This window comes from Corallococcus sp. AB038B, from assembly GCF_003668955.1.
GTDB classification, from domain to species: Bacteria; Myxococcota; Myxococcia; order Myxococcales; family Myxococcaceae; genus Corallococcus; species Corallococcus exiguus.
In genome coordinates, this window is the sequence record NZ_RAWO01000018.1 from 152,508 (window position 1) to 177,723 (window position 25,216).

The window sequence follows — 25,216 nt, forward strand, 5'->3', positions numbered from 1 at the left end:
TCTCGGCCCGGTGGCCGACTACAGCTGTGCCTTCTTGAAAGCGGCGGCCTCGGCGGCGCGCAGCTCGTCCAGGGTGAGCGTCTTGCCGCTGGCATCGGTGAAGCTGCCAAGGCGGAGTCCTGCATCCCGGAAGAGGCGACCGCGCGCGGGTCCCAACACCTCGTCCTGGAAGCTTGTGGGCTGACGGCGCAGCCAGTCCTCGTAGGACAGGCCCTTGGGCGCGGAGCCGATGTTCTCCTTGGCCCAGCGCTCGCGGATGCGCTTCACCGCCGCGCCGCGCTCCTTCTCCGTCATGTCCTTCCAGGCCTCGCCAGCCTTGGACTTCGCCTCGGCCCGGAAGTCGATTTCCCGGTTCCGCCTGTCGCGCGTGTCCCGGACGGTGGGCCTGTCGCCCACGAGGCGCACTCCGTCGATGACGGGGATGGTCGTTGTCCGGCACCGGGGGTGGAAAGGAGGCCGCTTCCCTTCCCGCACGGGGAACTCCTTCCCATCCAGCGACATGCACAGCAGCGTGGTGCGCCCGTCCAAGGTCGCAACCAGACGCACAGCCGTCACGAGGTCGGCGTTGGCCCGGTACACCTCCTCCCGGGCCTGGGTGGCCACGTGGTTGAGGGAGGTACGCACCATCGCGTCCGCGCCCCGCCGGGTCACCTCCAGGACGCCGTCCGAGTAGGACGCGGAGCGAGTGCCCATGATGTCCCGGACGATCTGCGACGTCGTGCGCCCCTCCACCACGCCCGCCTGGACGGCGCGGTCGATGCGCACCAGGTCCGCCTCCGCAATCCCCTTCACCCAGGACTCAAGGACGGCGCCGTTGAAGGGCCGCGAGAAGACGGCCGCCTCCAGCACCTCCGCCGTGGGCGCGGCGATGGAGACATCCACGATGAGCGTCTCCTCCAGCAGGGCCGCCTGCCACCGCGCCTCGTACGCCGCGAAGGAGGCAGCCTCCTCCTGCAGCGTGCTGGAGAGGGCGGCGTAGGCGCCGGCCCGGAGGGTGCGCACCTCGGACAGCAGCCCGGCGATGCGCTCCGTCGTCTCGCGGCCGGCGTCGTACCCGCCCGCGTCCTCAATGGTCTGGAGGCGCGCGGCGAGCTGCTCCGTGAGGCGCCCCTCCGTGTCGTTGAGGAGGCCCACCACGCGCCGGGCCACGCCGGCCTTGTAGCGCTCCAACTGGACGGCGTGCGCGACGGAGCGCTCCAGCAGATCCTCGTTGGCGGTGGGGCGGACGGTGCTCATCGGGCACCACCCTGGCGTGCATCCGCGCCCAGCTCGATGAAGGCCCGCCGGGCCGTCCAGTCGTGCAGCGCGTCTCCCCATGCCTCGGGGAGCACCTCCATGAGAGGGTGGGCGACGACGTTGTGCACGAAGCGCCAGAGGCGGGCGCGCAGGGCCGGCGTCATGCAGCCCTCCCGCCGACGGGCAGCTGCTGGCCCTGCGGCACTTGGCCACCCGCTGCCGGCGCCGTGCGCAGGCTGCCCAGCGCGGGACCCTCGCTCGCAAGGCGCTCCCCGTCCACCTCCACGTCGAAGTCGGCCATGAGGACACCGCGGCGCTTGAGCTCCGCCAGGAAGGCGTCGCGGGAAATCTCCCGGGCCGCCCGCGCCTTGAAGAGGACGTCCAGGCCCTGCGCGTCGGACTCGGAGATGCCGAAGTCGGTGTGCACCTCCACCTTCAGCTTCGCGTCCTCCACCTCCAGCCCCAGCCACCGGGCCGCGAAGTAGAAGGCCAGCTCCAGCGCGTCGCTGAAGGACTCCGCCATGGCCTGCAGCTCGGAGTGGGCCTGGGCGGTGTTGATGGACTTTTCGGTGGCCGTGGGAGTGCCGGAGCGCCGGACGAGGAGCTCCACGCCCAGCATGGCCATCTCGTCCTTCAGGTCCTCCAGGTCCTGCCGGCCAGCCGTGATGGCCGCGCCGGTGTGCTCCACGTAGTAGAACTTCCCCTGCGGACTGCTTGTGGTGAGGAGCGCGTGGGGCCCCACCGTCACCTTCCCCGAGCCTCGCCCCTCCCCTTCCCCGCGGTCCTGCTCCAGCCCCGAGGCCGCCAGCATGGGGAAGCGCGCCACGGTGAGGACGTTCCGCTGGTCGCTGGCGGACTGCCAGTGCTCCACGTTCTTGTCCGCCAGGTCCATCAGTGGAGGCTTCGCGGCGCACAGGGCCGTGCGCTCCCCGGCGTACCAGGTGACGAGGGGGATGAAGCCCAGCGTGTTGGGGCCGCTCGCTGCCTGCTTCCACTCGCTGGTGCCGCTGCGCTCGTAGACGGCCCAGGTGTCGCGCTCGAGGACGCGCACCCGCTCCACCTGCACCTCTTCGAAGCCGTCCCGGCGCGTCTCGCATTCGCGGATGCGCACGTGGGTGAGCACCTCCACCCCGCCCACCGTTTCCGCATACGCGGCGATGAGGGACTCGGCGGAGACGTGCACGAAGTACGGGCGGAGGCCGGCGCGCTGCTCGTCCTCCAGCGTCCGCACCGTCTCCGGATCCACCACCGGGAAGTCCACGAGGATGTGGGCGAGGCCCTTGGACAGGCCATCCCGGAAGACGCCGCGGGCCCAGGCGGTGATGTCGCTGCCCTGCCTGTCCACGTCGTCCACCAGGACACGCAGCGGCTCGGGCGCGGAGTCGCCCAGGCGCACGGGCTTGGCGAAGGGCTTCGCGGCGAGGTTGCGCACCGTCTTGCCGAAGACGTTGAGGAGGACGGCGCGCGCCAGGCGCTCCTTGTACGCGTCCTCCTCCTCCGCGTGGTAGCGCGGCAGGTAGGTGCGGCCAGCGGCGCGCATGGTGCTGGTGCCGCCCAGGAGGGCCAGGACGAGGGCCCACGCGGGCTGCATGGCCCGGTAGGCGCTGCTGGGGGTGCTGACGTCGGCGGCACTCATTCCGCAGGCTCCATGCGGCGGATGGCCGCCTCACCGCGCACCGCGGTGAAGACGCTCGCCACCACGTGGCCCTGCATGGCGGACGGGCCGGAGAGCAGCAGGTGCAGCACCTCCGGCCGCTCGGCGTTGAGGGTTTCGCGGACGGAGGCCTCGTCGGTGCGCGACAGCCGGGCAGGCCCGCCCGGGTGGGTGTGCCAGTCGCCCAGGTAGCGCAGGCGCGGGCGCAATCGTTCGAGGAGGCGGTTGTCGTGGAGGCGATCCGCGTCGTAGCCCACGCGTCCGCGCATGGCATTCCGCCCGGGGCCGGTGATGGCGAGTACGTGGGCCTCGCCGTCCACCACGGCGCCCAGCAGCAGGCCGCCCGTCTCCAGCGGGGCGCGCACCCGCGCCAGGCGCAGGGCCTTGGCCAGGACGCCGGGCGCCAAGCGCACGCGGTACCCGTCCGAGACGTAGAGGGCCGGCGCGGACGCAGTCGGCAGGGGGCAGGCCATCACCGGTAGCTCCTCACCTGGAAGGTGGCCGTGCCCTCGCCGAGCATCAGCTCCGTCAGCGCCCACACCACCGCGTCCATGCGGTTGGGGCTCCAGTCCGACTCACCCGGCACCCACGTCGTCTGCTCGTCCTCCAGGGCAGCGAGGCGCACCACGTGGTGTGCCATCCCGCGCTCGTAAAGGGCGGCCACCGGTGCCGCGCGCTTCGCCTTGCCGCGCGTGGCCGTCACCACCTTCACGGTGACGTGCTTCTTCATCTCGCGCGCCTTGGTGCGGACGTTCGTCTCCACCATGTCGCCGCCATAGTTCTTCTCGCCCACGACGGCGTCCGCGCGCTCCTTCTCGTAGAGGGCCAACGCCTTCGCCGCCCAGCCCTCCGCGGAGTACTTCCCCGAAGCATCCAGCCACACGTAGGCGTGGCCGTTGCTGGCCTTGCCGGCGCAGACGATGCCCACCTCGTCGTTGTCGGGCCCGTCGCCACCGGCCGGATCCACCGCCACCACCACGCGCACCATGGGCAACGGCTTGCCCTCGGCGTCCTTCGGGAGCTCGGCGCGGCTGTTGTCCAGCAGCTCCTGAGTCCACAGCGCGCCCACCGCCGCGGCCTTGAAAGCCTCCTCCACCGTCGCCGGGTACTCGCGGCGGAAGTCGTGGATGCCCTTCTCGTAGACGGAAATCTTCGCCCGGCGCCAGGCGAGCTGCGCGTCGGCCAGCTCGAAGCCGTGCGCCTCGCGGCAGAGGGCGGCGTACCGTTCCTCCTCGCTGGTGCGCTCGAAGCCCGGCGGCACCTCGCGCCGGTATTCCTCCTGCCAGAACCACGGGACGAAGATGAGCTCGAAGTCGTTCTCCCCCTTCTGCGCCGCCATGCACAGGTGGTGGAAGAGGCCCTGGGGCCCGTCGCTGGTGCTCTCCAGAATGACTTCGGTGCCCGGCGCCGTGGGCACGCCCTCCATGACGCCGCGCATGTGCGTCGCGGCGTTCGGCCAGAAGGCCACCTCACTGCCGTGGAAGTACTGGATGGTGGAGGAGCGGCCCGTCCCCTTCGCGCCCGCGGTGCCCACTTTGTAGCCGGAGGACAGCTTGTCGAAGAGGAGCTCCTTCGCGTTGGAGGCGCTCGTCGAGGGCTTCACCAGGGCCGGGACATGGTCGTGGTACCGCTTCGCCATGTCGAAGAGGTTCACCGTCGCCGCGTCCTCGTGCGTGAGGATATAGGCGCGCACGCCCTTCAGGTGGCTCACCTTCCAGTAGAAGCGCGCTTCCACGTACGTGCTGCAGCCCTGCTGGCGCCCCTTCAGGACGATGGCGCGCACGAAGCCCCGGCGCTTCAGCTGCGCCTCCAGCCGCTCGTGGATGTACAACTGCGCGCGGTTGAGCTTCAGCGCCGGCAGCTCCCCGCCCGTCACCTCCTTCGGGCGGATGCGCAGGCACCGCGAGGCGTAGTGCGGGAAGTCGTCCTTCAGGCGCTGGCGGATCCGCTTCTCGCGCGGGGAGAGAGGCTTGCGGCGCGCCCCTTGGTGGGGCGGCTCGGCCGCACGGCAACGGGCGCGGGCGCTCATTCCAGCTCCCCCAGCGCGTCCTCGTGGCTGAACTGGACGGTGGTTTCCACCTTGTCGACGAAGAGGCGCAGGTGCTTGCCCAGCAGCTCCAGCGACTTCGGCTTGTCCCACAGCTTCACCTTGGCCACGGTGCCGATGGCCTCTCCGTCCACGGTGAGCTGCTCCACCTCGATGGAGGAGATGGCCCGGCGCAGGTGGGCCGGCATCTCCTTCAGCGGCAGCAGGGCCCCCGTGGGGCTGAAGGCGTCGCCGATGTCCGTCCGGGCGATGAGGAGCAGCTCGCGCAGGACGTCGTCCGCCTTCACCTCGACGCGCTCGGCCCGGGCGGCCTTCGCGGCATCTACCGCCGCCCGGACCTTGGGATTGCTTAGCAGCTTCGAGGCCGTCACCTCCGCGGACCGCTCGGAGTAGCCAGCGCGGATGGCGGCCTGCTTCCCGTTGAGGTCGACCAAGTACTCCTGGACGAAGCGCTCCTGGTTCGCCGTCAGCGCCTGGGCGCGCGACTCACCCGCCGGCGTCTTCCGGCTGCGGCGCGTGCTGAGCTTGCGAGGAGGCGTCCTACCCACGCCGCCGAGTCTCCGGTGTCGCGTGGACAACGTCCGGCTTGGGCGCGGGAGGCCGCCCCTTCTTCATGGGCACCGGGGCCTTTCCCCCGGCTCACCACGGAGAAGTCATGCACCTGCTCTATTGCCCTGCCTGCCGCACCCACCGACCCGCGGACATGCGCCACTGGTGCTCTGGCCTGGAGGAGCTGCGCCAGCGCGCCGAGCGGCTCAGGACCTGTCCGCACACCTACGCATCCCGGGTCCCGGGCACGCAGAACTGGCACTGCTCGGACTGCGACTACCTCGGCCCGAGCCCCAAGGGGACCCGAGAGCGCGGCTGACGCCTTCAGCCCTGTCGCTCGAGTTCGTCGCCCCACAGCGCGAGCTGCCCTTCCGGCTCCGACCGCGTCCGCGGGGCGCGAGGGGTCGGCTCTACCTGGGCTGCCGAGGGCGGCTCCTTCAGGGCGTAGCCCTGGGCCGCCTTCCGGAGCCTGTCCTGGGCACGCGCGAACTCCTCCTCATCCCCGTCGCCCGCCTCCGCGTAGGCCAGGGCTGCGGCCGTCAGCCTGTCCCAGGGCGTGGCGTAGGGCTCGCGCAGCGGCTCCGACATGGACTGCCCGCGCCGCTGCCGCATGAGGTGCCCGTGGCAGCGCCGGTGCCTAGGCGCCCGGGGCCGGGTGCAGTCGACTTCGGAGCACTGGTCTGGGGAGCGGCAAGAGGACATGGACGCCCCTACTGTGCCGCAGCCCCAGGCGACGTGCGAGAGAAGCGGCACTCCACCCTCGCTTTGGGCACCTCCGCCTGGTTCTCCTGCAACTGAATGGCCACGCACTGGTGGTAACATCCGATGGCTGCGCGTGGACCAGTGCCAGTCCCGCTCTCGAACTCGCCAGGAGGGAAGACATGAGCGCAATCCAACTCACGACGGACCGCGACTACAAAGCTTGGCGCGGCAAGAATACCGTCGGCTTCATCGCGAATATGACGAAGACGCGGCTCGCGTCCTACTATGTCATCCACAACATCAAGTGCACCCTCATCAAGCCGGGGTCGGCACGCTCAAACGCCCCTGGCGCATTCACCGAACGAGGCTATCTCAAGACGGTGGGACCGACGGTCGAGAGCGTCATCGACTGGGGGCATCGCGAGGGCTTTCCGTTCACATCGATGCGGCCATGCCAAGGGTGCCTTAAGGGCGCGAAGCTGCCCCTTCCAACTGTCGCATCGCTCTCTCGTCCTTTCGACCCGGCACGAATGCCGAAGGACTTCACGAAGGGCTCCGAATATGCGTCGCGGGAGGAGACCCTCGCCCTCCGCGAGAAGGCAACAAAAGGCCACCACGAACTGCTCGTCAATCTGCATAAAACACTGACGACATCTGACTGGACAGACCTGGACGAAATTCCGACTGCCATTGACCTCTGGGCTCGAAGCCCAAGGAGCCGAAAGCGCGTCATCTTCGAGGCCAAGACGCTAGGGAGCCAAGTGGACCAAACACGCTCCGGCCTCGCCCAGTTGCTCGAATATCGACACGTCCATGGGGCACCCGGGGACGATTTGTGCCTCGTCGTTGATGGACCACTTCGTGAAAAACGAAACGAAATTCTAGCCGCCTCAGACATTTCCGTCCTTTGGCATGACGGACATCGATTCCAAGCCTCTGGCAATGCGTCCCGGAGCTGGCTGACAACCCTCATTAACAAGCACTGATGACAGACCAGTCCGCACGACCTCCAGACAATCCCTGTCCGTGCGGCAGCTCTGCTCCAGATCGGTCAGAGAGTTGCTTCAATCCTCCGTAGGTCAGCCCCGGGAAGCGCTCCAGGACGGCACGGCAGGTCCTCGCGTTCTCGGTGGCAGGCGCAGGGCGTCCTTGCTCACCGCCCTTCGTCAGCTGCGAATCCGGCAGGCAGGAGACGGCGACGCCATTCCGGTCTTGAACCACCCAGCACGTGACGCCGCGCTCGTCGTCGTGCCAGACGTGGACTTCGGAGTTGCTGGACGGGCGTCCATCCGGGCACCCCGTGAGACAGAGTGCGACCAGAGCCAGAGTGGCCTTCATGTCTCTTCCTGGGGCTCGGGCTTCAGAGGCACCGGCAGCGCGCCCGAGGAGGGCAGCGGGTCCAGGAACTCGATGCCGTTGCCGTGGAGGACGACGCGCCGCCCGCCCAGGCTCGACACGTCGATCTCCTGCCCCGTGGGCTTCAGGATGATGGTGCTCCACTCGCCGTTGCGGTGGCGGACGCCCACGAAGTGGGCGAAGTCCACGGTCTCCCAGGGCCTGAGTGAGGCCACGCGCTCGTTGGTCGCCATCCTCGCAGCGTCACCTGCGGCGTGGACAGGGTCCGGCGTTGGTCCTCATGGACCTGGCTGCGGCGGCTCCATCCCGGAACAGGCCGAGAGCCTCTTCGACCCGGCATAGGCGAGCCCGGGGAAGCGCTCCAGGACGGCGCTGTGGTGCACCCCTTCGCGGAGCAGCTCCAGCGCCTTCGCCCGCTGCTGGCGCCGGAGCCGCGCGGGCGTCAGCCCCTCCGGCCGGTCCGGACCGAGGTCTCGCGGATCCGGTCCCTCGTCCCACAATGGTTTGCGGCAGCAGGCCATGCCCCCTCACCGTGCCTAATCCCGGGCCCGTCCGCACGGAACGCGCTGACAGCCACGCCGGGGGCGGTCCTGGGCGAGGGAGAACTCCTCCTCGTCTCCGTCGTCCGCCTCCGCGTAGGCCAGGGCCGCAGCCGTCAGCCGCTCCCAGGGCGTGGCGTAGGGCTCGCGCAGCGGCTCCGACATGGACTGCCCGCGCCGCTGCTTCAGCATTGCATCGCACGCTTCGGCCCCAATATCCGAACAGACCCGACCCCTTTCCAGTCAGCCACGCCGCGGAGAGGCCCGCCCCTGGAATGCCCGGAGTGAGGCAAGCGCCGCTGCCTCACTCGCCAAGTTCTTTCACGCCGCCGCCGAGTCGGGCTCCTTCACCACATCAACGATACGTGGGTGATAGCTATCAATCGACCGGCCAATCACGCTCGCGCAACGGCGGAAATTCCCCTGCTCACCTTCAATGCTTATTTCCAGAGCAATGCGCGCCGCGAGGTTGTCGTCAATCTGAGGACCAGCCATAGTCAAAACCTGCCGCATGACATACCAGCGATTATGAGACCTGCCCATCTCGGCCGCAGCCAATACGACCGCCGCCTTCGTAGACATATCGCCCTTTGCATACAGACTGAGCATCCGAGCAGCGACCACGTCGCAGAATGCCCATGTAAATCCAGTTTCTCGCACCCACCGACAATACGCAGCAGCGATGACCCCGCCGAGGCCTGCGTCGCGCTCAATCAACGCCCCAAGCTTCGGCTCGTCAAGTGAACTATAAATCGGATCATTCTCACTAGTATTCGTCGACTCCTCCATATGGCGCGCGAAGTCTTCGAGTTGCGCCACATCCCATGTGGAGATGGTCTCAAGCAGCTTCAACCATTCCGCTTCCTGAGTCGTTGGAGTGACCGGGGTTGTCGGAGTCTTCAGTACCGTGAAAAGGGCGGCACGAAGTAGTCCAATATCCTTGAAGCGCTTGTTCGGAGTTTGTTCGGTCGCCTTCTCGATAACCCGACCAACCGGGCCCGGCCCGGTCTGCCTCATAAATGGCACACGTGGCTTCCCGACAAAGATGTCGTGAAGAATGCACCCCATCGCGTAGATGTCAGCCGTGGCAGTCACCGCCCCAAATTGCTTAGTCTGCTCAGGGGCCATGTACCCACTGGTTCCCCACGCAGAATCTGTAGACGTAAGCTTCGTAGTGACTGAACTGCTAGGCGGAAGAGCAAGCCCGAAATCAGACAGCTTCCACTTCCCCTCATGGAGCAGCACATTCTGAGGCTTCAGGTCGCGATGAGTGTAGCCAAGCGAATGCACATGATCGAGTGCGTTCAGAATGTCAGCAAGAGCATTGGCATTCAGCACACCCGTCGAATGGTCCTCATCAATCTGAACCGAATATGACCTGTCAGCGAGCGGCATCAAGTACGACGGCTCGGCCGAAACGAGGTCTGAGTCAATCACAGGAATGACAAAGTCGCCGCCCAGATGAGACTGAATTTTGACTTCGCGGATGAAGCGCTGCCTCGCCTTTGGGATGTCAGCAGAAGGGATGCCAGGGCTCGGAGCAAAGATTTTACGTGCAACGATGCGTCCATCCTCCAGCTGCACTCGCTCAACACGTCCAAATCCTCCATTCGCAATTGCATCTATGATCTTAAAATTCAGCATCTATCCCCCGGGTAGCGTGCCAAGCAGGCACTCGTTCTCCTGCCTGCTTACACCAACAAGGTCCCCGGGGCAGTGTAGTCAGACGCCATACCGAGGCGAGGAATGGCGCCGTTTCGATTTGGCTGGGGCTGCTGGCGTACATGTAGGAGAATCTGCGTGCTACCAGCCGCAGTATTCCTAGCAGCAAGCGCAGCGAGGATGCAGTCCGCCTCTGCGCCGGTCCCCATCCCCAGGGCGGCACGTCAAGGCTTCTTCCCCGGGTAGCTAGCCGGCATGGCGAGGGCCGCGAGCCCACGCAGCGGCCGGGACGGGGCCTTCTTCGGCGCCTTCGACTTCCGCTCCCTGGGCGCGCGGGAAGCGACGGCTGCGGGCGGCACCGGAGGCGGAGGCGGCGCCAGCGCGTCCTGGGCGCGGACGGCTGCGGCGAGCGGATCATCCCCCCAAGAGAGCTCCACAAGGACGGACGGCGCCCCGTGGGCCTGGGCGTACACCCAGCGCACCAGCGGTGAGGCGTCGTCCAGGCGCAGCTGCCGGGCCACCTCGTCGCGGATGCTCTTCATGGAGATAGGGAGGTTGTCCCCGCTGTCGAGCGCCCTCGGGGACACGCGCGTGAGGCGCACCACCAGGAGCGCGGGCCCGCTCCAGCCCGGCCACAGTAGGTTGGTGGCATCGCGCTGCCCCTTCGCGCGGCGGTGGCGCTGCATGTGGTGCTCGCGCCGGTTGGAGGTGTTCACCGTCGCCAGCGGCACTTCGAACGTGATGCGCGCGCATGTCATTGAGCGCTCCAGCAGGACTCGGCCATTGGCTCCACTGACCACGAGAAGGGGGGACTCTCAACTTGGTAAGTTGGGGCTTAGCTGGCCGGCCCTGCTGCTCCCCCTCCCGCCTCCCTCACGAATAGCGGTGCGGCGGGCGTTCATCGACGCATCCCTGCGGGGCGTCCGGCCCGCTCATGATTCAGCCGCGGCGGTCCACCGCGTCGCCCATGGCGAGGATGAACTCGCTAGGCTCCGTCCCGGCCCAGAGGACATGCAGCGAGCGGCGGCAGCGCGAGAGCGCCACCAGGAACAGGCGCAGGTCGTCCTCGCGTCGCGTTTCCCGGTGCAGTTCACTCTTCACACTGCTGAAGTCCGGCATGCGGTCACGGTCCGCTCCCACCACGATGCAGAGCTCGAACTGCTGGCCCTTGACTTGCCGCGCCGAGCTGAGGGTGATGGCCTTCTGGGGCGTCCGTCGGCCCTCGCCATCGGGCTGGTGGTGCTGGATACCGTCGGACACAAGGAAGGTGCCCACCCGCTCCAGGAGGGCACCGTCGAAGCCGATGACGCCCACATCCCGGGGCTTGCCCCCGCTGTCGAGGTAGCTGCGCACGAGGTCGCGCACCTGGGCGAACATGACCTGCTCCCCCGCAAACCCGCTGACGATTGGGCGCTCGCCGTTGTTCCCCTCGCTGCCCGTCTGGAAGGCGCCCCAGTTGTCGACAAGGCCGAGCGTCGGGTAGGCAGTGATGAGCTGGTGAAGGGCGGCGACGATCTGGCGGGTGCTGCGAAAGTTCTGCTCCAGACGAGTGCCCTGGAAGCGCACGTCGGTGTCGAAGCCAATGTCGCGCAAGCTGGGGTAGCGGGCGTAGACGGCTTGCGCTTGGTCGAAGCACATCATCATCCCCTCGGGCCGCTTCACCAGGTGGCGCAGGAGCGTGAGCTGGTTGCGGAAGAAGTCCTGCGCCTCGTCGAGGATGAGGTAGTCGAAGCCGTCCTCCGGCTTGCGGTACTGCTGCCACACCGTCTTGGACACCTCCTTGATGGCGTCGTTCGTCAGGTCGTCCGAGTCCACGAAGCCAAGGCTCCGGAGCGTATCGTTGTAGATGGTCGCAATCTCCCAGACGAAGCGTTTGAAGGGCTTCTCCGATGCGGCCAGCCACCAGCCTGCGGGCCGCTTCTCGTTGAGGTAGGTGGTGAGGTCCGCGATGTCCCGAGCTTTGATGAACTGGCTGATCTCGGTCTCGATTTCCCAGAGCCCGTTCTTGCTGCGGGCGTCGAACTGAGACCAGAGGGACTCGTACTCCCCCCCGGTGAGTCGGCGCCGCGCCTCGTCGACGGCGAGCTGCAGGGCCGCGTGGCGGTTTGCGTCCCCCTTCTCCGCTCGGTAGGCGGCGAGCGGCTCAATGCCGAGTTCATCCACCTTCACGAAGCGGGCGCACCAGTCGTGGAGGCTGGTGATTGCGATGTGCTGTGGATGGGAAGGGGCGAGAAAGCGCTCCATGCCCAGCCCGCTGACCTGCTCTAGCACCTTCACTCCAAGGTCGGGGTTGAAGACCAGGAAGCCGATGCGTGCCCGCTGCCCCTGCTCCTCCGCGCGCCTCGCCACGTAACCTGCCCGCATGACGGCCGTGAACGTCTTGCCCGTGCCGGGGCCACCCTGCAGGCGGATGGGGGCGTCGCGCTCCGTCTTCACCACTGAAGCCTGCTGCGGGGTGAGCATGGCGAGCGCGGACTCGAAGCTCTGCCCCAGGGAGGCAGAGCGCCCCGTGGCGCTCATCTGGTAGACCTCGAGTGTCGTCAGGCGCTGCGCACGCCGACGCGCCTCGGCGATGAGCTTGTGCTGGAAGGCGCGCTCGACAGCTTCGTACTGTCCCTCGGTGAGGTGGTCCATCAGACCGATGAGGTCGTCCTCAATGCGCATGCCGAGAACCTGCCGCATGAGGTGCTGGTCAGTAATGCCGAGTTCGCGCAACCGATTGAGGGGGAGCCACCCGTCACGGAGCGGCACCTCGGGTGGTGGCGTCTCCGTGATTCGCGGCCGGTCCAGTGGCTCAAGCTGCTCGCGCATCCCGTGTGCCGCCTCCTGCAGCTTGCGGTAGCCCGACATCTGCTGCTCGGGCGGCTGCCGGATTGAGGCAGAACCAGCGTGCGTGGCCCAAGGCTTGGCGTCGAACAGTCCCAGCACCGCCGCGAAGCCCGGTGTCTCCACGAGGAAGTGGAGGCGGTGGTAGTCGCCCGGTGCGAAGATAGAGTGGATGCTCTTCTCGCGGAGGTACTTGAGGCCTGCCCGCTCGCGCGATGAGTCGATGTTGGCCACGTCGAGCACACGTCGGAAGAGCGACTCCCAGTCACGGTCGGTAACGAACTCCTCGACGACGTCGCCCGGGAGGATCACGTCGTGCCACGTCTCCTTCGGTGCCCCGTCGGCGGCGGGCGACACGTCGAAGATGCCCGTCACCCCCGATAGGATGCTGGCCGCACGGAAAAGTCGGCCGGCCACCTCGAAGTCCAGGCTGCTGCGGTTGATGGGCGGCGGGGTTCGGTCTACGTACGCCATCGCTTCGGCCAATGCAGCGTGCCCCTTCGCCCCCAGCCTTCTCAGCAATCGCTCGCTCAGCCACACCGTGTTCACGCGTGTCCCCCGCCAGGTGATGTCTTCGCGCGATAGTGCAGGTGCGCCATGGGCAGGGTCAACGCGGTTCACCTCACCTTCTACCCGCGCCCCTAGGGCTTTCCGTGGCTGGGGGATGCAACGGACCACCGAGCGAAGTCACCCCTCTCCCCACATCTCCCGGGTGGGGCGATTTCCGGGCCAGCCAGGGCAGACTCGTACAACCAGGACCGGTGCGCGGCAGGTAGTTCAACGTGAGCCCCGAACTGCCGCAGGCCAGCAGAATCACCGCATCACATCCAGAGTGACTCGAATCCGCCACAGCCCCGACGCGCCCTGCCTGCCAGCCATGAGCGGCGCGAGCACCTGCGCTTTCCACTCGTCGGACGGCAGCCATGCGCCTGCGTCTCCGGCGTTGACGTCGTAGACAGCGAGGGCCAGGCCGACGCGCTTCAGGTCCACCCAGTGCGTGTGGCGGCACTGGGCGCGCTCCGGCGCGGTGTCCCACGTACCGCGGAACTGGACGAACGTCAGGCCCAGCAGGTCGCCCACCGGGAACCCCTGGTGCACATGGAAGCGCTGTGACTGCGCCGTCAGCGCAGCCTGCATCACCGTGGGCGTCGTCCATGGCTTCGGGAAGTGCGGACGAAGCCCCATGACGGGAGCGCCGAGCACCGATGCGAGCGCGCCCGGGCCGCAGTTGGCGCCCCACGTGGCGTGTGCGGCAAGGAGATCCGGAGGAGTGAAGAGGGGCGGGCAGCTCACGGGCTCACCTCCAGGGCGGCGAGGGATGCTCCGCGTGCAAGAGGCTCCACCCAGCCGGAGACGCTGTCCGTCGTGAGGCGCGGCACGTCCGCCTCCAGCCGCGCCGCGCAGGCCCGGCACAGCGGGTGCCCCCACACCACCAGGGCGGACACCGCCCCGCATGCGGTGGCACACGGGGCGCTTGGCTCCTCACCGCGGCCGACGCTCAGCTGCGCGCGGCGACGAGCCTCCGCAGGGGACAGCTGAACCACGCCCGCGCTGCCCACCTCCGCCCCGCCCTGCCCCGGGACGTGCCGGCGCCACACCTCGGCGCCGACGAAGGCCCGGGCCGCGCACACCGGCTGGCGAGCCTGCCCCCAGGCATCCTCCAGCCACGCCAGCCAGGCCGCGCGCAGGCGACCCTCGTCGCATCCGACGGCGGCCAGCGCGTCCGCGTACCAGGTGGCCCAGCCCGGCGGGGGCGCTTCGGGGATGGCGCGGCCGAAGCGCCGACAGCGCTCCTCCTGCGTCCACGCGAAGAACACCTTGTCCGGACTCGGCGCGTCGTCCTCCATCCACTTCGGCCGCGCCTTGCGGACGACGGGAGCCGCCGGGACAGGGGCTGCCGCCGGGGCCGTGTCCCCTCCGGCGCGGGACAGGGGGACGGGGGACATGTCCCCGGGGACAGGGGGACAGGGGACAGGGGACACGTCGCGCGCGCTTTCAGCAGCAGCACGCTTCTTCTGTCGCTGCTTCTGCTTCTTCAACCTCTCTTTCTTTCTACGCTTTTCGTCTTTCGACGCTGCTGCTGCTTCCCCCCTCCCCCCCTTCATGTCCCCGGCTGTCCCCGGGGACAGGGGGGACATGTCCCCGGGGACAGGGGGGACAACCATGGGGACAGCGGGGAGGGACATGCTGGGGACTGCTGGCGCGGGGACGCGGAGGGACGGGGCGAGGAGCGCGACGGCTTGCACGAAGCCCGCCAGCTCCGCTTCGGCACGCAGACGGGCCTCTCGCTCGTGTTGCAGCGCCTCGTCGCAATGGGCGAGCTCGGCGCGCACCTGCTCCAGTTCGTCGGCGTGGGGGCAGGACTCGTCGCCCGGAAGCTGGAGGCCGATGTCCGGCGCGACGTCCGTGGGCGTTGGCCAGCGCGCCTCGGGCGGCAGTTCGCCGGGAATCCACCGGCCCGCCTCCTCCTCGCTGACGAGCTGGCCGGACAGCAGGCGCACCAGGCCCGGGGGCACCGGCTCCCCTTCGGCGATTTCCGGGGGCTGTGGAGGCACGGGGCGACGGCGTGGGCGGGCAGGAGGCGTGGGGCAGGTGCTCATGGTGTGGTGTCCTGCTCAGCAAGAAGGGGCGACGCCTCCGGCTGCGGGCAGCACGCGGGTGGGATGGGGCTGTCCACGCAGTCGGCCAGGGCCGCGACGCCGTGGCGGCAGGTGGGCCAGGGGCCGGAGTGCTTCGCGCGCACGGACTCCGAGGCGACGCGCGGCACATGGGGCGACGGCCAGCCGTCGTAGGTGACGGCGTCGCCCAGGCGGGTGGCCCCGCAGTGCTCGCAGCGCACGGCGGGCAGGCGACAGCGGCTCAAGGAGACACCCCGGTGGCGCAGGTGTGCGGCGGGCACCCGGGCGCGGTGCAGTGCCAGGTCCGGCACGTGGAGCACTTCGTCAGCGCGCGCCGGCAACCGCACATGCGGAGGACGCGCTCGCGGAGGGAGGCAGGCTCGCGACCACCGCTGCGCGCGGCAAGGGCCTCGTAGGCGGCCCATCGTGCCTTGCCCTCCCCGACGACGGCACCCAAGGCGAGGCGCACGCGGGCCAACACCGGCGCGGGAACCTCCCACAGCACGTCCGCAGGGCCGGGCTCGCAGGCGACGGGCTCCGGCAGCGCCACTACGTCCTCAAGCCACAGGCCCGCCGGGCCCACGTACCAGCGCGACTGCCGCTCACCATCCGGCCACAGCGACACCGCGGAGACGCGCGCCACCGCCACCACCGCGCACGTCGGCAGCTCGTCCGCAGGCGGAGCGCTGACGCCCGGCCCGTGCCAGGAGGCCATCCAGTCCTTGAGTTCCGGCACGTACTCCGCCGCAGCGCACACCGCGACGTAGGCGCCCAGCACGTCCGCTGGCGGGGCGCGGTGCAAATTGAGCACCGGCGCGTTGCGGACCTGGAGGGCCCAGCACCACGGCTGGGGCGCGGTGACGCCGTAGATGGGGACACGCATGGGGGCGTCGCAGGGGCTCATGCCGCCCTCCGGTTCTTCAGGAAGGCCTCGGCCAGCTTCCGCACGCGGCCCTCGTCCGTCTCCAGCCGCTCCATGAGGCTGGCCTGCGGATCGCGGATGCCCTCCATCTGGTTGCGCTTGATGCCGAGGACGTCCGCCACCACCGGGTCGGAGCCGGAGTCGGACACCAGGAAGTACGCCATGACGGGGTCCGGCTGGCCGTCGCGGTGGACGCGGCCGCATGCCTGCTCGTGCACGCCGGGGCTCCAGTCCAGCTCGCCGAACACCACCGTGCGGCAGCAGTGCTGGAGGCCGTCGAGTCCCGCGCCCGCGCGCAGTGACATGATGAGGATGGGCGTCTGGCCCGACTTGAAGCGCTGGGCCTGCTCCTCCTTCTGCGCGGGGCTCTCCTGGCCGGTGAAGATGGCCGGGGAGTACTCCGCGAGCCGCTCGCGCCAGATGCTGTACACCTCGTGGTGCCAGCCGTAGAGCAGCACGCGCTCGCCGTTCTCCACCAGCATGCGGACGAACTCCGCGACGAAGGGCGCCTTCGCGATGCCCGTGGCCTGCCGCAGGCGCCAGGACAGCTCCCCAGACGCGTGGAGCCGCTCCTCGGGCTTCACCCCGCCCTGAGCGAGGATGATGCGGGCGAGCTCCGCGGCCTTGTCCTGCACCTCGTCGAGCACCCGCGTGTCCGACTCCACGGTGTGCACGTCGCGTGAGAGGGACGGCAGCTCCCGCCCGACGTCCTGCCGCGTGCGGCGCAGCATGAGTCCCGCGTCTCGCAGGTACGTGCCGAAGGCGCGCGGGTCCTTGAAGTTGAGCTTCTCGTCCACGCCGGTGCACCACTCCCGGCTGAACTCCTCGCGCGTCCCCAGCACCCCGGGCTTGAGGGCGTCGAGGACGTGAAACATCTCCCCGCCGTAGTTGTAAATGGGGGTGGCGGACAGGCCGATGACGAAGGGCGTGCGCTCCGCCAGGTAGTGGGCGGCCCGGTACTTGTCCGACTCGGGCCCACGCCGCAGCTCCTGGCACTCGTCAAAGACGATGGAGCGCACACCCGCGTTGGCCAGCGTGTCCGCCCAGCCCGACAGCTTGTGGTAGTTGAGAATGAGGACGTCGGGCCAGGGCAGCTTCCGCCCGCCGCGCCCGCGGGTGACGTCCTCCGGCGTCGCGCGCTTCGCCACGTGCACGCGCAGACGCGGGAGGAAGCGTGCCAGCTCACGCTGCCACTGCCGGGGCAGGTGCGTCAGCGTCACCACCACGGCGGGCAGCGTGCGCGTGTCAGTGAAGCCCGTCAGCGCGGAGGCCGTCTTCCCCAGGCCCACGTCATCCGCCAGCAGTAGGCGCTGCAGGCGCAGCCACATGTCCGCCGCCTTCCGCTGGTACTCGCGGGGCGGGACATTCATCGCGAAGTCGGGCGCCTGGTACTCGGCGGCCAGCAACTCCGCCACCTGCGCTTCACGCCGGGCGTGCTCGCGCGCACCGCGCCGGAGGAAGGCCTGGGCCTCCTTCCCCACCACCTCCATGGGGTAGCGCTCCAGGAACCACTCCAGCTCGCGCGCTGTCTCCGCGGTGGCGGCCAGGAGGACTTCGCCGACGTCGCCCTTGTTGATGCGGTCGAAGACGCGCTTCAGGCGCACGGCGACGTGGGGCTCCGCCTGCACCACCCACGCGGGCCGCTCACCACCGCGGCTGCCCAGCTTCCGCGCCTCCAGGCGCACCGTCCCGAACGTCTTCACAGCAGGCCTCCCCTCAGCACAGCTACGCGCACGGGCTTGCCCTGCATGAGGGCCGGCAAGCTGTCGTGGCGGCTGCGGGTGGTGACGAGCAGGAGGGCGTGGATGTCCTCCCGCTCCGCGTAGCGAAGAAGCTGGCGGGTGACCTCGGACAGGCCCCCGTCCACCTTCACTTCGAGGCCCACGTGGGCCTCCGTCAGCAGGAAGTCGATGCGGCCCGCCTCCCCCAGCCGCACCTCACGCTCGAAGGGGATGCCCGCCTCCGTCAGCACCTGGGCAAGCGCCTCCTGAAGGAGGGCCTCCCCAGCGCAGCGGAAGCGGTGGCGGGTGACGAGGGCGCGCACCTGCTCCAGCGCCGTCATGGCGAGCGTGGGCGCGCTCACGCCGCGTACCCCTCGAAGCCCGGGCGGAACCAGAAGTCGCTCACCAGCGACCAGCCGTGGCCCAGCTTCGACTTCAGCGCGGCGAGGAGCTGCTCCTCCTGCCACACGAGGGCACCGCCCGCGGGGATGCCGTCCCCCACCATGCTGCGCACGCGCGCGTCGCTGGAGGAGACGAACTCCAGCGGCTGCCCGTCCACCACCGGGGGCAGGCCCTGGAGGACGGCCAGTTCCAGCGTCGTGAGGGGTCGGTGCCAGCAGCCCGACAGCGGGGAGAGGATGGCCGGGGCCAGCGCGCCCTTGGGCGGCTCCCAGCCCTCGGCGAGCAGCGCCAGGGCCAGGTGGATGCTGATGACGGGCCGGGGCGCGGGGCGCGGATCCGCGATGGCTGCGGAGCCGTTGTCCACCTGGAGGCTGCCCGTCACGGTGCGCGCGGGCTGGTCCCACTCCAGCACGCCGTAGAAGCCGTTGCGGCAGGTGGGGCCGACGCCCAGCGCGTCGAGCGCCGCCGCCGCGCGCGAGTCCGCGAGCGCGGCCGGCGTGTTGCTGCTGCTCACCGTCGCGGAGCCGGAGACGGTGGGCGCCGGGGCATGCTCGTCCATGACTCCGAAGAGGCCGGGGCGGCCCGCGTAGGTGCCCGCGCCCGTGGCCGTCTGGCCCAGGCCGACGAGCTCCAGGACGCGCTGGTCCGCCACCGAGGGCGCGCCGCTGCCCGGGCGTGAGGCGGCCGTCACCGTGCCCGACGGGCTGCCCCATCCCGTCACCGCGTACTTGTTCCGGTGGCGCAGCGGGTTGTCCGTCCCCATGGCGATGCCGTCCAGCCGTGGGTCCGCCACCGAGACGGGCGTGCTGCCGCCGGAGACGTATGGCATGCCGATGACGGTGCCCGCGGGCTCGCGCCAGTCGATGACGCCGCAGGTCCCCGCGCGGCCGTCAGCGCGCAGGGCCAGCGCATCCAGGGGGCGGGCGTCGGCCACCACGGGCGCACCGGCCTGGACGTCCGTCGCGCCCGTCACCGTCCTGCCCGGAGCACTCCAGTCCTGCACGCGGTACTGGTCCGCGAAGCGTTCGCCGCGAGCGTGCGTGAGGGCCACCCCCTCCAGCGCGCGCGGGTCAGCCACGGCCGCGCCGCCGTTGTCGTGCCGGGCGACGCCGCGCACCGTGGGTGCCGGCCCGTCCCAGGCCGTCACGCCCGCCGCGCCCCGTCGCGGGGAATGCCCGAGCCCGAGCGCGTCCAGGGGACGCGGGTCCTCGACTGCGCACAGCCCCGCCCCCCCGGGCCCGGCTACTGTGGGCGCCGGCTCCGCCCAGGCCTGCACCGGGTGCCGACGGTGCACCTCGCGGCGCTGCTGGCCCTGCTGCACGGGCGTGCCGAGCTGCTCTTCCACCAGGTCGCGGAAGGGGCTCGTGTCCACGCCCGCCGGCCACAGTCCGCGCGCCTCCAGCCACGCCACCACGCCCCCGCGGGGCGGCAGGTCCCGCCAGTCCCCGCCCGGAGGCACCAGCGCCAGGCGCACCGCGTTCAGCCACTCGATGCGCGGCAGCTTGTGGTGCTTCCCCGCGCGCGGGTCGTCCGGGAACGGCAGCGGACCCAGCACCTCGCCCACGCCGCGCAGGCGCTTCTTGCTGGGCATCGCCACCGGCACCGGGCAGCGCTTCGCGTCGCGCCAGCAGATGGTGAGGCGCTGGCGGCGCTGGGCCAGCCCAGCCTCCTCGCCCAGGTCGTGCTCGACGACGGACACCTCGTAGCCCGCGCGGCGGCCCAGGCGCAGCACCTCCGCGAGGTTCTCCGGGCAGCGGTGCCGGTACGCCGGCACGTTCTCGATGACGACCATGACGGGGCGCTCGTCGCCCTTCCAAGCCGCCAGCACCTTGCGCGCGGCCTTCACCGCGAGCCGGTTCATGTCCTGGTACTTCTTCGTCGCCGCACGCTCCTTCGAGGTGAGCCGGGAGGCGCCCTTGCACGGGGGCGACCACTTCATGAAGTACGGGGCACGCGGGCCGAAGAAGGCACGCAGCTCGCGCGGACGCATGCGTCCGATGTCCGCGCAGAGGGACTTCGCGCCCGTCAGCTTCGTGAACGTGTCGCAGCGCTCCTGCTCGAAGTCGATGCCGCCCACGTTGCGGACCGTCGCGCGGTGGCCGTCCACCTCCACCTGGGCGCAGTCCGCGCCGTACGCGCCGACGCCCGCGCCGCAGAAGAGGTATCCGACGGTGAACTCGTGCTCCTGGATGCAGCTCATGGACGGCTCCGGACGACAGCGACGGCGCCGAGCGCCGCGAAGAGGGAGAGGGCGACGAAGAGAAAGGCGCCCACGCGCGGCTCCGCGCGGGCGACGAGGTAGCCAGCGCACGTACCGGTCAGGAGGAAGCGCGTCGGGCTCACGACAGCGCCTCCCGGTAGAGCTGCGGCCGCAGGTGCCCAGCGAGGTACAGCGGATGCCGGGGCTCGCCCGCGCCGGTGAGCGCGAGCGCATGCACCGGGTGGTACCGGCACAGGAGCGCCAGCACCGCGGGCGCGCGCTGGGGCACCAGCCGGTGAGCGCCCCAGGCTCCGACGATGAGGGAGGCCTCGCGCGCGGCGGACTCAAGGGCCGCGTCGTTGAGCGGGCCCACCGCATCCTTCGCGGGCATCAGGTCCGCCGGGTCGGTGGCCCTGAAGGCGAACAGGTTGCAGAGCGTGAGCGCCCCGTAGCCCCAGGCCTGCGCGAAGGCCACGCAGCGGCGCAGCGTCGGATCGTCCTGCTGCCCATCGGCAACGGACGGGTTTAACATCACGAAGAGGACGCGGCGGTCATCCATCGCGGACCAGCGGCGCCAGAGGCGGTACCGGTACAGGCCGCACTCGCTCAGCGTGGCGCCGGCATCCAGGTAGCGGAGCGTCATCGAGCCGCCCCCTGCGCGACCGACCACGCGGCGCGCACCAGGCGGAGGACGTCATCGGGCAGCACCCACAGCCCCTGGGCGCCGCGGCAGGCCACGGGCTGGATAGGCGTCCTATCCGCGAGCCACAGCCCCGTCTCGCCCATGTACCAGCGGCTGGGACGGAAGGCCGTCTTGCGCGTCACCGCCTCCACGCGCGCGACGCCGATGATGGCGCCGGCCGGGTGCTCTGCCTCCGTCGGCACGCGGAGCCCGAACTCAGACGCCATGGCGTCGGCGTTGTCCTGGTCCCACGTCTTCCCGTTGTGGATGGCGAGCCACGAGCCGACAGGAGGCGCTGGGAAGCGCGGGCCCCGGTTCTCCACGTCCTTATCGGCATGGACGACCGCCCATCCCCAGGGCCGCCAGAGAGTGATTCCGCGGATCCGAACCTCACCCACGGACCACCTCCGGCATCTCGTCCCAGGTGCGACCATCGAGGACGCGGCCGGCCGCCGTCTTTCCGACCGCGAAGAGCGTGTGGCACTCGCCGCCCACCGGCAGCGGCTCCGTGGGGAAGGTCACCTCCGGCACGCGGCAGCAGCGCGTGCTGTCTGCCGGCATGCCCTCCGGCACCGGCTCATAGAGCGCATCCACCTCCGGCTCCGTCATCACGCAGCAGGGCTTCCACGCGCCCCACTGCTTGAAGAAGAAGCGCACGTCCGCGCCCACACACTGGTCGCGCAGGCGCCGCGCCCAGACGGGGTGCATGGGCCGCGCGCCCGGCCCGGACTCGCCCCCGACGACGACCCAGTCCAGCCCCCGACTCCCACCGACTGCCGGAAGTACGTGGTGGTGAACCGGTCCGTTCCAGCCGCTGGTCTGCATTCGCCACGGGATGAAGCGCGCAAGGTCCACCGCCCCGAGGAGTGGTTCGCAGGACAGCCACCGCACCGCAGCGGGCGTGCGCAGCAGCTCCGGGATGCGCTCGTCGGCACGCTGCTGGTCCTCCACCGACACGCCCAGCCACACGTTCGGCAGCGGCCAGCGCGGGTCTCCCGGCTCCAGCTTGAGCCCACGCCGCGTCGCCTCCATAGCGGCGATGGACAGCACCTGGCCCCGGAAGTCCTCGCTGCCCACGGTGCGCGCCATGACGTCCGCGCGCTTCGTCAGCACCTGGAAGGTGTGCCGCCGCGCGAGCGCCATCACCGCGAACACCCTCGCGATGTCCTTCACCTGGAGCTCCTCGTGGAAGAGGTCGCTCATGCTGTTGACGAAGACGCGCCGGGGCTTCCGCCAGTGGAGCGGCTCCAGCAGCTTCTCCGCGTCGAGCACCACCTTGCCCGTCCACCGCGGGCCCGCCGGGGTGCTCTTCACGAGCCCCTCATAGGCCTGCCCCGGCCCCGACAGCCGGATGGCCATGCGCTCCGCGTAGCAGCCGCCCTTGCGCGCGCCGGGAGTGCCGCCACCGCAGCCTGGGGAGACGCGGGAGCAGCCGCGTGTCGGGTTCCACACGACGTCCGTCCACTCAATGGCCGTCTCAGCCATGGCGCTTCGCCTCCTCGCGCTGCGTGGAGAGGCCACCGGGCAGCACGCGCAGCACAGGCCGGCCAGTGTTGGGGGGACGCATGCGACGGCGGAGCGAGCGAAGCCCCAGGAGTAGCGACGCGGCCGACACCAGGTTGGCGAGGCCTGCCACGAGGTGGAGCGCAACGAAGAGCCCGTCACGCATGGCGCACCTCGGGGCCCGCCGCGAAGGTGGCCAGCAGCGCCGCCTTCGCGCGCTCGTGGAAGGGCTGCTCCCGCTTCTTCGCCGTCCGCCACAGCCGCTCGCAGGCGGGATGCCGGCAGGTGGCCACCGGACGCTCCTTCACCTCGCCGAGCTGCAGGTGGCGCGGGCGCAGCGTCCAGCACACCGCGCACCGAGCCTTGAGCCCGGCGTACCCGGCGTCCTCCGGCGACGTGGGCGTCTCGCGGTACAGCCGCAGGCGCAGCAGGCCGCGCTCGCGCCTCGGGCACGTGCGCACCAGAACGCGCACCTGCTCGCGGCGCTCCTCGGGCGTGGGCAGCGGGCTACCCATGGAGCACCTCGGGGTGCTCGCGCAGGTATGCGTTGGCCAGGGCCTCGCCGGACTTCGGTGATGATGAGCCCGCGGTGGACGTTCGGAAGACGCCTCAACAGGCGGCGCTGCTCCAGCCGCTCGAAGTAGTCCGTCGCGGCGCGCTTGGATGCCCAGCCGAAGCGCTCGCACACCTCGCTCGCCGAGGGAGCCACACCCCTGTCCTGCTTGAAGGCGTGGACGTAGGCCAGCACCTCCTGCTGGCGCTGCGTGGGAGCGCCCCCGGAAGGGCCATTCTCGGGAGGGGGACGGCAGCTCATCGCGCGGGCCTCCGGCTGACGGCGGCGACGCAGGCGCTGGAGGCCAGGGTGGCGGCCTCCTGCTCCCGCTCGCGGCACACACGCGCCAACTCGTCGGCCTTCGCCCAGGCCTTCCGCGCGTCCGCGTCCCAGACGCTGACGACGACGCCGGTAGGGTCGCTGATGGAGACGCGGTGTCCCGTGCCGCTGCGCAGGGCCACTCGGACGACGGCGGCGGAGTGGGTCCGGGGCGCGCTCACGCGGCACCTCGCACCGTCTCCGGGGCGTCCCCGGGCACGCGCACCACCAGGGCGGTGCAGTTGTCGCGGCTGCCGGCGGCGAGTGCGGACTCCACCAGCGCCTGGGCGGCCACCTGGGCGTCGGCGCCGTCCGTCAGCACGGCGGCGAGCTGCTCCGGCGTCAGCGAGTCGTGCACGCCGTCCGTGGACAGCAGCCACACGTCCCCGGGCTGGACGTCCGTCTCCAACACGTCCGGCGTGCAGTCGGTGCCGCGCCGGCTCCCCAGGCACCGCGTCAGGACGTGCCGGCTGTCGCGGTGGTCTTCGGTGAGCTGCTCCAGAGTGCCCGCGCGCAGCCGGTACACGCGGCTGTCGCCCACGTGCGCCACGGCAGCGCGCCCGCCCGCCACCACCAGCAGGGCCAGCGTCGTGAGCCCCGAGTGCCTGCCGACGCGCTGCTCGTGTTGGACGTCGCGGTGGGCGTACGCGACGGCGGACTCCAGACCGCGCTTGAGCGAGCCATCAAAGGCAGCAGCCTCGCTCAGGTACGGGTACCCCAGCACCGTCCGCACCGCGACCTGGGCGGCCTTGTCGCTGCCCTCGTAGCTGCCCAGGCCGTCCGCCACGGCGGCGACAAGCCCGGCCGGGCCCTGGGTGTGGCCCGCGGAGTCCTGCTGGTAGTCCCGGCGGCCCTGCTCGGAGCACGAGCCCACGTCGAATGGGCGGCTCATCGGCCACCGCCCTTCGTGCCGCGCCGGGCCTTGGCGTCCGTCCCCGTGGACGGGAGGCTCGCGACCGAGACCAGGGGGGTCAGCGCCTCCAGTTCGGCAACCGCGACAACAAGCGCGTGCCGCCAGCAGGCCATAGGGGGCTGACCGCCCAGTGTGCTGGCGCGGCAAACAGCGCAGCCAGGGGCCAGCGGAACCCGTAGCCGAAGGGCCGTAACGGGGTCAGTTCCCAGGCCAGGGGACAGCCGAGGAGGCTTGGACTCCGCCGCCGACTCACCAAATCTGGGTGGGAACTGGGTGGAAGGGCTGCCCGGGAGGGGAGAGAACTTCCCCTCCCGGGTGCCACTTTCCTTAGTCCCATCAACTACTTGGGACAGCGCGCGATGCAGGATTCGAACCTGCGGCCTTTGGCTCCGGAGGCCAACGCTCTATCCAGCTGAGCTAATCGCGCAGAACCGCTTTCCGGTGTCGGAGGAGTAACCGAAGTCCCCAGACGACGCAAGCACGCAATCCTGACATGCCGTGGCTGTCAGCCCCGCCTGACGGCTCCTGCACAGAGGCCGCGCGCGCCCCATCCGCCCCTTCCGCATGATGGACTAGACCCGGGGACATGAACCGCGCTCCCCTGCTATCCGCTTGTCTCCTCGCCGCCTGCCTGGCCTGCACGGAGTCACCCCAGACGCCCGTGGCGTCCCCCGCCCCGAGCCCGACCATGCCCACCTCGTCGATGCAGCCCACCACCAGCGCCGCGCCGAAGGCCTTCGCCAGGGGGACGACCTTCTCGAAGCGCTCCTCGCCGTCCTCCAGGTTGACGGAGTTGATGATGGCCTTGCCCTG

31 protein-coding genes, 1 tRNA gene and 1 pseudogene are annotated in these 25,216 nt (G+C 70.2%); 2 read left to right on the top strand and 31 right to left on the bottom strand.

Annotated features, from left to right (window positions below; genetic code table 11):
- Positions 1–18 precede the first annotated feature (18 nt).
- The 6 genes from D7Y04_RS40200 to D7Y04_RS40220 are packed head-to-tail and all read right to left on the bottom strand — an operon-like array spanning position 19 to position 5,485.
- On the bottom strand, positions 19–1,236 hold the full coding sequence (locus D7Y04_RS40200) for a minor capsid protein (RefSeq protein WP_158627677.1): 1,218 nt from the start codon (positions 1,234–1,236) through the stop codon (positions 19–21).
- Entirely contained in the window at positions 1,233–1,400 is a 168-nt protein-coding gene (locus D7Y04_RS44715; protein ID WP_158627678.1) for a hypothetical protein, read from the bottom strand. The genes D7Y04_RS40200 and D7Y04_RS44715 overlap by 4 nt, the downstream gene beginning before the upstream one ends.
- Complete coding sequence (locus tag D7Y04_RS40205; RefSeq protein WP_121762772.1) at positions 1,397–2,872, bottom strand: DUF4055 domain-containing protein; 1,476 nt, start codon at positions 2,870–2,872, stop codon at positions 1,397–1,399. The genes D7Y04_RS44715 and D7Y04_RS40205 overlap by 4 nt, the downstream gene beginning before the upstream one ends.
- Positions 2,869–3,363, bottom strand: coding sequence for a Mov34/MPN/PAD-1 family protein (locus D7Y04_RS40210; protein ID WP_121762773.1), 495 nt, complete (start codon positions 3,361–3,363; stop codon positions 2,869–2,871). Before D7Y04_RS40210 ends, D7Y04_RS40205 begins: the two co-directional genes overlap by 4 nt.
- Positions 3,363–4,919: a hypothetical protein gene (locus D7Y04_RS40215; RefSeq protein WP_121762774.1), complete on the bottom strand. Its 1,557-nt coding sequence runs from the start codon at positions 4,917–4,919 to the stop codon at positions 3,363–3,365. Before D7Y04_RS40215 ends, D7Y04_RS40210 begins: the two co-directional genes overlap by 1 nt.
- Complete coding sequence (locus D7Y04_RS40220) at positions 4,916–5,485, bottom strand: terminase small subunit (RefSeq protein ID WP_158627679.1); 570 nt, start codon at positions 5,483–5,485, stop codon at positions 4,916–4,918. The genes D7Y04_RS40215 and D7Y04_RS40220 overlap by 4 nt, the downstream gene beginning before the upstream one ends.
- A gap of 107 nt (positions 5,486–5,592) precedes the next feature.
- Between D7Y04_RS40220 and D7Y04_RS40225 the strand changes: the two genes are divergently transcribed.
- The gene (locus D7Y04_RS40225) at positions 5,593–5,805 is read left to right on the top strand and encodes a hypothetical protein (RefSeq protein WP_121762776.1); all 213 of its coding nucleotides are present in this window, start codon (positions 5,593–5,595) and stop codon (positions 5,803–5,805) included.
- 5 nt (positions 5,806–5,810) lie between these two features.
- On the opposite strand, the gene D7Y04_RS40230 is transcribed toward D7Y04_RS40225, so the two are convergent.
- Positions 5,811–6,098, bottom strand: a complete 288-nt coding sequence (locus D7Y04_RS40230) for a hypothetical protein (RefSeq protein ID WP_121762777.1) — start codon at positions 6,096–6,098, stop codon at positions 5,811–5,813.
- A 269-nt stretch (positions 6,099–6,367) separates the two neighbouring features.
- Between D7Y04_RS40230 and D7Y04_RS44235 the strand changes: the two genes are divergently transcribed.
- Positions 6,368–7,174, top strand: coding sequence for a hypothetical protein (locus D7Y04_RS44235; protein WP_147477302.1), 807 nt, complete (start codon positions 6,368–6,370; stop codon positions 7,172–7,174).
- A gap of 348 nt (positions 7,175–7,522) precedes the next feature.
- Here the strand turns inward: D7Y04_RS44235 and D7Y04_RS40235 are convergent, their stop codons facing one another.
- The 24 genes and pseudogenes from D7Y04_RS40235 to D7Y04_RS44725 form a co-directional block, all read right to left on the bottom strand.
- Positions 7,523–7,777 (bottom strand): hypothetical protein, encoded by a 255-nt coding sequence (locus D7Y04_RS40235; protein ID WP_121762778.1) that lies wholly within the window; start codon positions 7,775–7,777, stop codon positions 7,523–7,525.
- 45 nt (positions 7,778–7,822) lie between these two features.
- Positions 7,823–8,065: a hypothetical protein gene (locus tag D7Y04_RS40240; RefSeq protein WP_147477303.1), complete on the bottom strand. Its 243-nt coding sequence runs from the start codon at positions 8,063–8,065 to the stop codon at positions 7,823–7,825.
- A 15-nt stretch (positions 8,066–8,080) separates the two neighbouring features.
- On the bottom strand, positions 8,081–8,275 hold the full coding sequence (locus D7Y04_RS40245; protein ID WP_121762780.1) for a hypothetical protein: 195 nt from the start codon (positions 8,273–8,275) through the stop codon (positions 8,081–8,083).
- 129 nt (positions 8,276–8,404) lie between these two features.
- Positions 8,405–9,727 carry a serine/threonine-protein kinase gene (locus tag D7Y04_RS40250; RefSeq protein ID WP_121762781.1) on the bottom strand — a complete coding sequence of 441 codons (1,323 nt, stop codon included), beginning with the start codon at positions 9,725–9,727 and terminating at the stop codon, positions 8,405–8,407.
- Between the two features lie 242 nt (positions 9,728–9,969).
- Positions 9,970–10,503 (bottom strand): hypothetical protein, encoded by a 534-nt coding sequence (locus D7Y04_RS40255; protein WP_121762782.1) that lies wholly within the window; start codon positions 10,501–10,503, stop codon positions 9,970–9,972.
- Positions 10,504–10,684: 181 nt separating this feature from the next.
- Positions 10,685–13,120, bottom strand: coding sequence for a UvrD-helicase domain-containing protein (locus D7Y04_RS40260; protein ID WP_121762783.1), 2,436 nt, complete (start codon positions 13,118–13,120; stop codon positions 10,685–10,687).
- A gap of 264 nt (positions 13,121–13,384) precedes the next feature.
- Positions 13,385–13,864, bottom strand: coding sequence for a hypothetical protein (locus D7Y04_RS40265; RefSeq protein ID WP_121762784.1), 480 nt, complete (start codon positions 13,862–13,864; stop codon positions 13,385–13,387).
- Positions 13,861–15,171 (bottom strand): hypothetical protein, encoded by a 1,311-nt coding sequence (locus D7Y04_RS44240; protein WP_147477304.1) that lies wholly within the window; start codon positions 15,169–15,171, stop codon positions 13,861–13,863. The genes D7Y04_RS40265 and D7Y04_RS44240 overlap by 4 nt, the downstream gene beginning before the upstream one ends.
- Positions 15,168–15,434, bottom strand: a complete 267-nt coding sequence (locus D7Y04_RS44245) for a hypothetical protein (RefSeq protein WP_147477305.1) — start codon at positions 15,432–15,434, stop codon at positions 15,168–15,170. The genes D7Y04_RS44240 and D7Y04_RS44245 overlap by 4 nt, the downstream gene beginning before the upstream one ends.
- Positions 15,431–16,093, bottom strand: coding sequence for a hypothetical protein (locus D7Y04_RS40280; RefSeq protein ID WP_121762787.1), 663 nt, complete (start codon positions 16,091–16,093; stop codon positions 15,431–15,433). The genes D7Y04_RS44245 and D7Y04_RS40280 overlap by 4 nt, the downstream gene beginning before the upstream one ends.
- Positions 16,090–17,814, bottom strand: coding sequence for a DEAD/DEAH box helicase (locus D7Y04_RS40285; RefSeq protein ID WP_199749812.1), 1,725 nt, complete (start codon positions 17,812–17,814; stop codon positions 16,090–16,092). Before D7Y04_RS40285 ends, D7Y04_RS40280 begins: the two co-directional genes overlap by 4 nt.
- Positions 17,811–18,194: a hypothetical protein gene (locus D7Y04_RS40290; RefSeq protein ID WP_120595855.1), complete on the bottom strand. Its 384-nt coding sequence runs from the start codon at positions 18,192–18,194 to the stop codon at positions 17,811–17,813. Before D7Y04_RS40290 ends, D7Y04_RS40285 begins: the two co-directional genes overlap by 4 nt.
- Complete coding sequence (locus D7Y04_RS40295; RefSeq protein WP_121762788.1) at positions 18,191–20,434, bottom strand: DNA cytosine methyltransferase; 2,244 nt, start codon at positions 20,432–20,434, stop codon at positions 18,191–18,193. The genes D7Y04_RS40290 and D7Y04_RS40295 overlap by 4 nt, the downstream gene beginning before the upstream one ends.
- Entirely contained in the window at positions 20,431–20,577 is a 147-nt protein-coding gene (locus D7Y04_RS44720) for a hypothetical protein (RefSeq protein ID WP_158620651.1), read from the bottom strand. Before D7Y04_RS44720 ends, D7Y04_RS40295 begins: the two co-directional genes overlap by 4 nt.
- Positions 20,574–21,077, bottom strand: a complete 504-nt coding sequence (locus D7Y04_RS40300) for a DUF1643 domain-containing protein (RefSeq protein WP_120595857.1) — start codon at positions 21,075–21,077, stop codon at positions 20,574–20,576. The genes D7Y04_RS44720 and D7Y04_RS40300 overlap by 4 nt, the downstream gene beginning before the upstream one ends.
- The gene (locus D7Y04_RS40305; protein ID WP_120595858.1) at positions 21,074–21,514 is read right to left on the bottom strand and encodes a hypothetical protein; all 441 of its coding nucleotides are present in this window, start codon (positions 21,512–21,514) and stop codon (positions 21,074–21,076) included. Before D7Y04_RS40305 ends, D7Y04_RS40300 begins: the two co-directional genes overlap by 4 nt.
- Entirely contained in the window at positions 21,507–22,601 is a 1,095-nt protein-coding gene (locus tag D7Y04_RS40310; RefSeq protein WP_120595859.1) for a DUF5131 family protein, read from the bottom strand. Before D7Y04_RS40310 ends, D7Y04_RS40305 begins: the two co-directional genes overlap by 8 nt.
- On the bottom strand, positions 22,594–22,785 hold the full coding sequence (locus D7Y04_RS40315; RefSeq protein WP_120595860.1) for a hypothetical protein: 192 nt from the start codon (positions 22,783–22,785) through the stop codon (positions 22,594–22,596). The genes D7Y04_RS40310 and D7Y04_RS40315 overlap by 8 nt, the downstream gene beginning before the upstream one ends.
- Complete coding sequence (locus D7Y04_RS46090) at positions 22,778–23,134, bottom strand: hypothetical protein (protein ID WP_120595861.1); 357 nt, start codon at positions 23,132–23,134, stop codon at positions 22,778–22,780. Before D7Y04_RS46090 ends, D7Y04_RS40315 begins: the two co-directional genes overlap by 8 nt.
- 80 nt (positions 23,135–23,214) lie before the next feature.
- Positions 23,215–23,433: pseudogene (locus D7Y04_RS46870) on the bottom strand (hypothetical protein); the annotation flags it as partial.
- A complete protein-coding gene (locus D7Y04_RS40330) occupies positions 23,430–23,672 on the bottom strand; it encodes a hypothetical protein (protein WP_121762791.1) in 243 nt (80 codons plus the stop codon). The pseudogene D7Y04_RS46870 and the gene D7Y04_RS40330, both read right to left, overlap by 4 nt.
- Positions 23,669–24,382, bottom strand: coding sequence for a PP2C family serine/threonine-protein phosphatase (locus D7Y04_RS40335; RefSeq protein WP_121762792.1), 714 nt, complete (start codon positions 24,380–24,382; stop codon positions 23,669–23,671). The genes D7Y04_RS40330 and D7Y04_RS40335 overlap by 4 nt, the downstream gene beginning before the upstream one ends.
- A gap of 374 nt (positions 24,383–24,756) precedes the next feature.
- Positions 24,757–24,830 (bottom strand) — tRNA-Arg (locus D7Y04_RS40340).
- Positions 24,821–25,216: hypothetical protein (locus tag D7Y04_RS44725; RefSeq protein ID WP_158627680.1), on the bottom strand; the 396-nt coding region annotated here is incomplete at its 5' end. The genes D7Y04_RS40340 and D7Y04_RS44725, both read right to left, overlap by 10 nt.

Excerpts from the sequence above, each read along its gene's own strand:
- D7Y04_RS40200 (WP_158627677.1), bottom strand. The coding sequence starts at position 1,236 with ATGAGCACCGTCCGCCCCACCGCCAACGAGGATCTGCTGGAGCGCTCC.
- D7Y04_RS44715 (WP_158627678.1), bottom strand. The coding sequence starts at position 1,400 with ATGACGCCGGCCCTGCGCGCCCGCCTCTGGCGCTTCGTGCACAACGTC.
- D7Y04_RS40205 (WP_121762772.1), bottom strand. The coding sequence starts at position 2,872 with ATGAGTGCCGCCGACGTCAGCACCCCCAGCAGCGCCTACCGGGCCATG.
- D7Y04_RS40210 (WP_121762773.1), bottom strand. The coding sequence starts at position 3,363 with ATGGCCTGCCCCCTGCCGACTGCGTCCGCGCCGGCCCTCTACGTCTCG.
- D7Y04_RS40215 (WP_121762774.1), bottom strand. The coding sequence starts at position 4,919 with ATGAGCGCCCGCGCCCGTTGCCGTGCGGCCGAGCCGCCCCACCAAGGG.
- D7Y04_RS40225 (WP_121762776.1), top strand. The coding sequence starts at position 5,593 with ATGCACCTGCTCTATTGCCCTGCCTGCCGCACCCACCGACCCGCGGAC.
- D7Y04_RS40230 (WP_121762777.1), bottom strand. The coding sequence starts at position 6,098 with ATGCGGCAGCGGCGCGGGCAGTCCATGTCGGAGCCGCTGCGCGAGCCC.
- D7Y04_RS44235 (WP_147477302.1), top strand. The coding sequence starts at position 6,368 with ATGAGCGCAATCCAACTCACGACGGACCGCGACTACAAAGCTTGGCGC.
- D7Y04_RS40235 (WP_121762778.1), bottom strand. The coding sequence starts at position 7,777 with ATGGCGACCAACGAGCGCGTGGCCTCACTCAGGCCCTGGGAGACCGTG.
- D7Y04_RS40240 (WP_147477303.1), bottom strand. The coding sequence starts at position 8,065 with ATGGCCTGCTGCCGCAAACCATTGTGGGACGAGGGACCGGATCCGCGA.
- D7Y04_RS40245 (WP_121762780.1), bottom strand. The coding sequence starts at position 8,275 with ATGCTGAAGCAGCGGCGCGGGCAGTCCATGTCGGAGCCGCTGCGCGAG.
- D7Y04_RS40250 (WP_121762781.1), bottom strand. The coding sequence starts at position 9,727 with ATGCTGAATTTTAAGATCATAGATGCAATTGCGAATGGAGGATTTGGA.
- D7Y04_RS40255 (WP_121762782.1), bottom strand. The coding sequence starts at position 10,503 with ATGACATGCGCGCGCATCACGTTCGAAGTGCCGCTGGCGACGGTGAAC.
- D7Y04_RS44240 (WP_147477304.1), bottom strand. The coding sequence starts at position 15,171 with ATGAGCACCTGCCCCACGCCTCCTGCCCGCCCACGCCGTCGCCCCGTG.
- D7Y04_RS40280 (WP_121762787.1), bottom strand. The coding sequence starts at position 16,093 with ATGAGCCCCTGCGACGCCCCCATGCGTGTCCCCATCTACGGCGTCACC.
- D7Y04_RS40295 (WP_121762788.1), bottom strand. The coding sequence starts at position 20,434 with ATGAGCTGCATCCAGGAGCACGAGTTCACCGTCGGATACCTCTTCTGC.
- D7Y04_RS40300 (WP_120595857.1), bottom strand. The coding sequence starts at position 21,077 with ATGACGCTCCGCTACCTGGATGCCGGCGCCACGCTGAGCGAGTGCGGC.
- D7Y04_RS40310 (WP_120595859.1), bottom strand. The coding sequence starts at position 22,601 with ATGGCTGAGACGGCCATTGAGTGGACGGACGTCGTGTGGAACCCGACA.
- D7Y04_RS40315 (WP_120595860.1), bottom strand. The coding sequence starts at position 22,785 with ATGCGTGACGGGCTCTTCGTTGCGCTCCACCTCGTGGCAGGCCTCGCC.
- D7Y04_RS46090 (WP_120595861.1), bottom strand. The coding sequence starts at position 23,134 with ATGGGTAGCCCGCTGCCCACGCCCGAGGAGCGCCGCGAGCAGGTGCGC.
- D7Y04_RS40335 (WP_121762792.1), bottom strand. The coding sequence starts at position 24,382 with ATGAGCCGCCCATTCGACGTGGGCTCGTGCTCCGAGCAGGGCCGCCGG.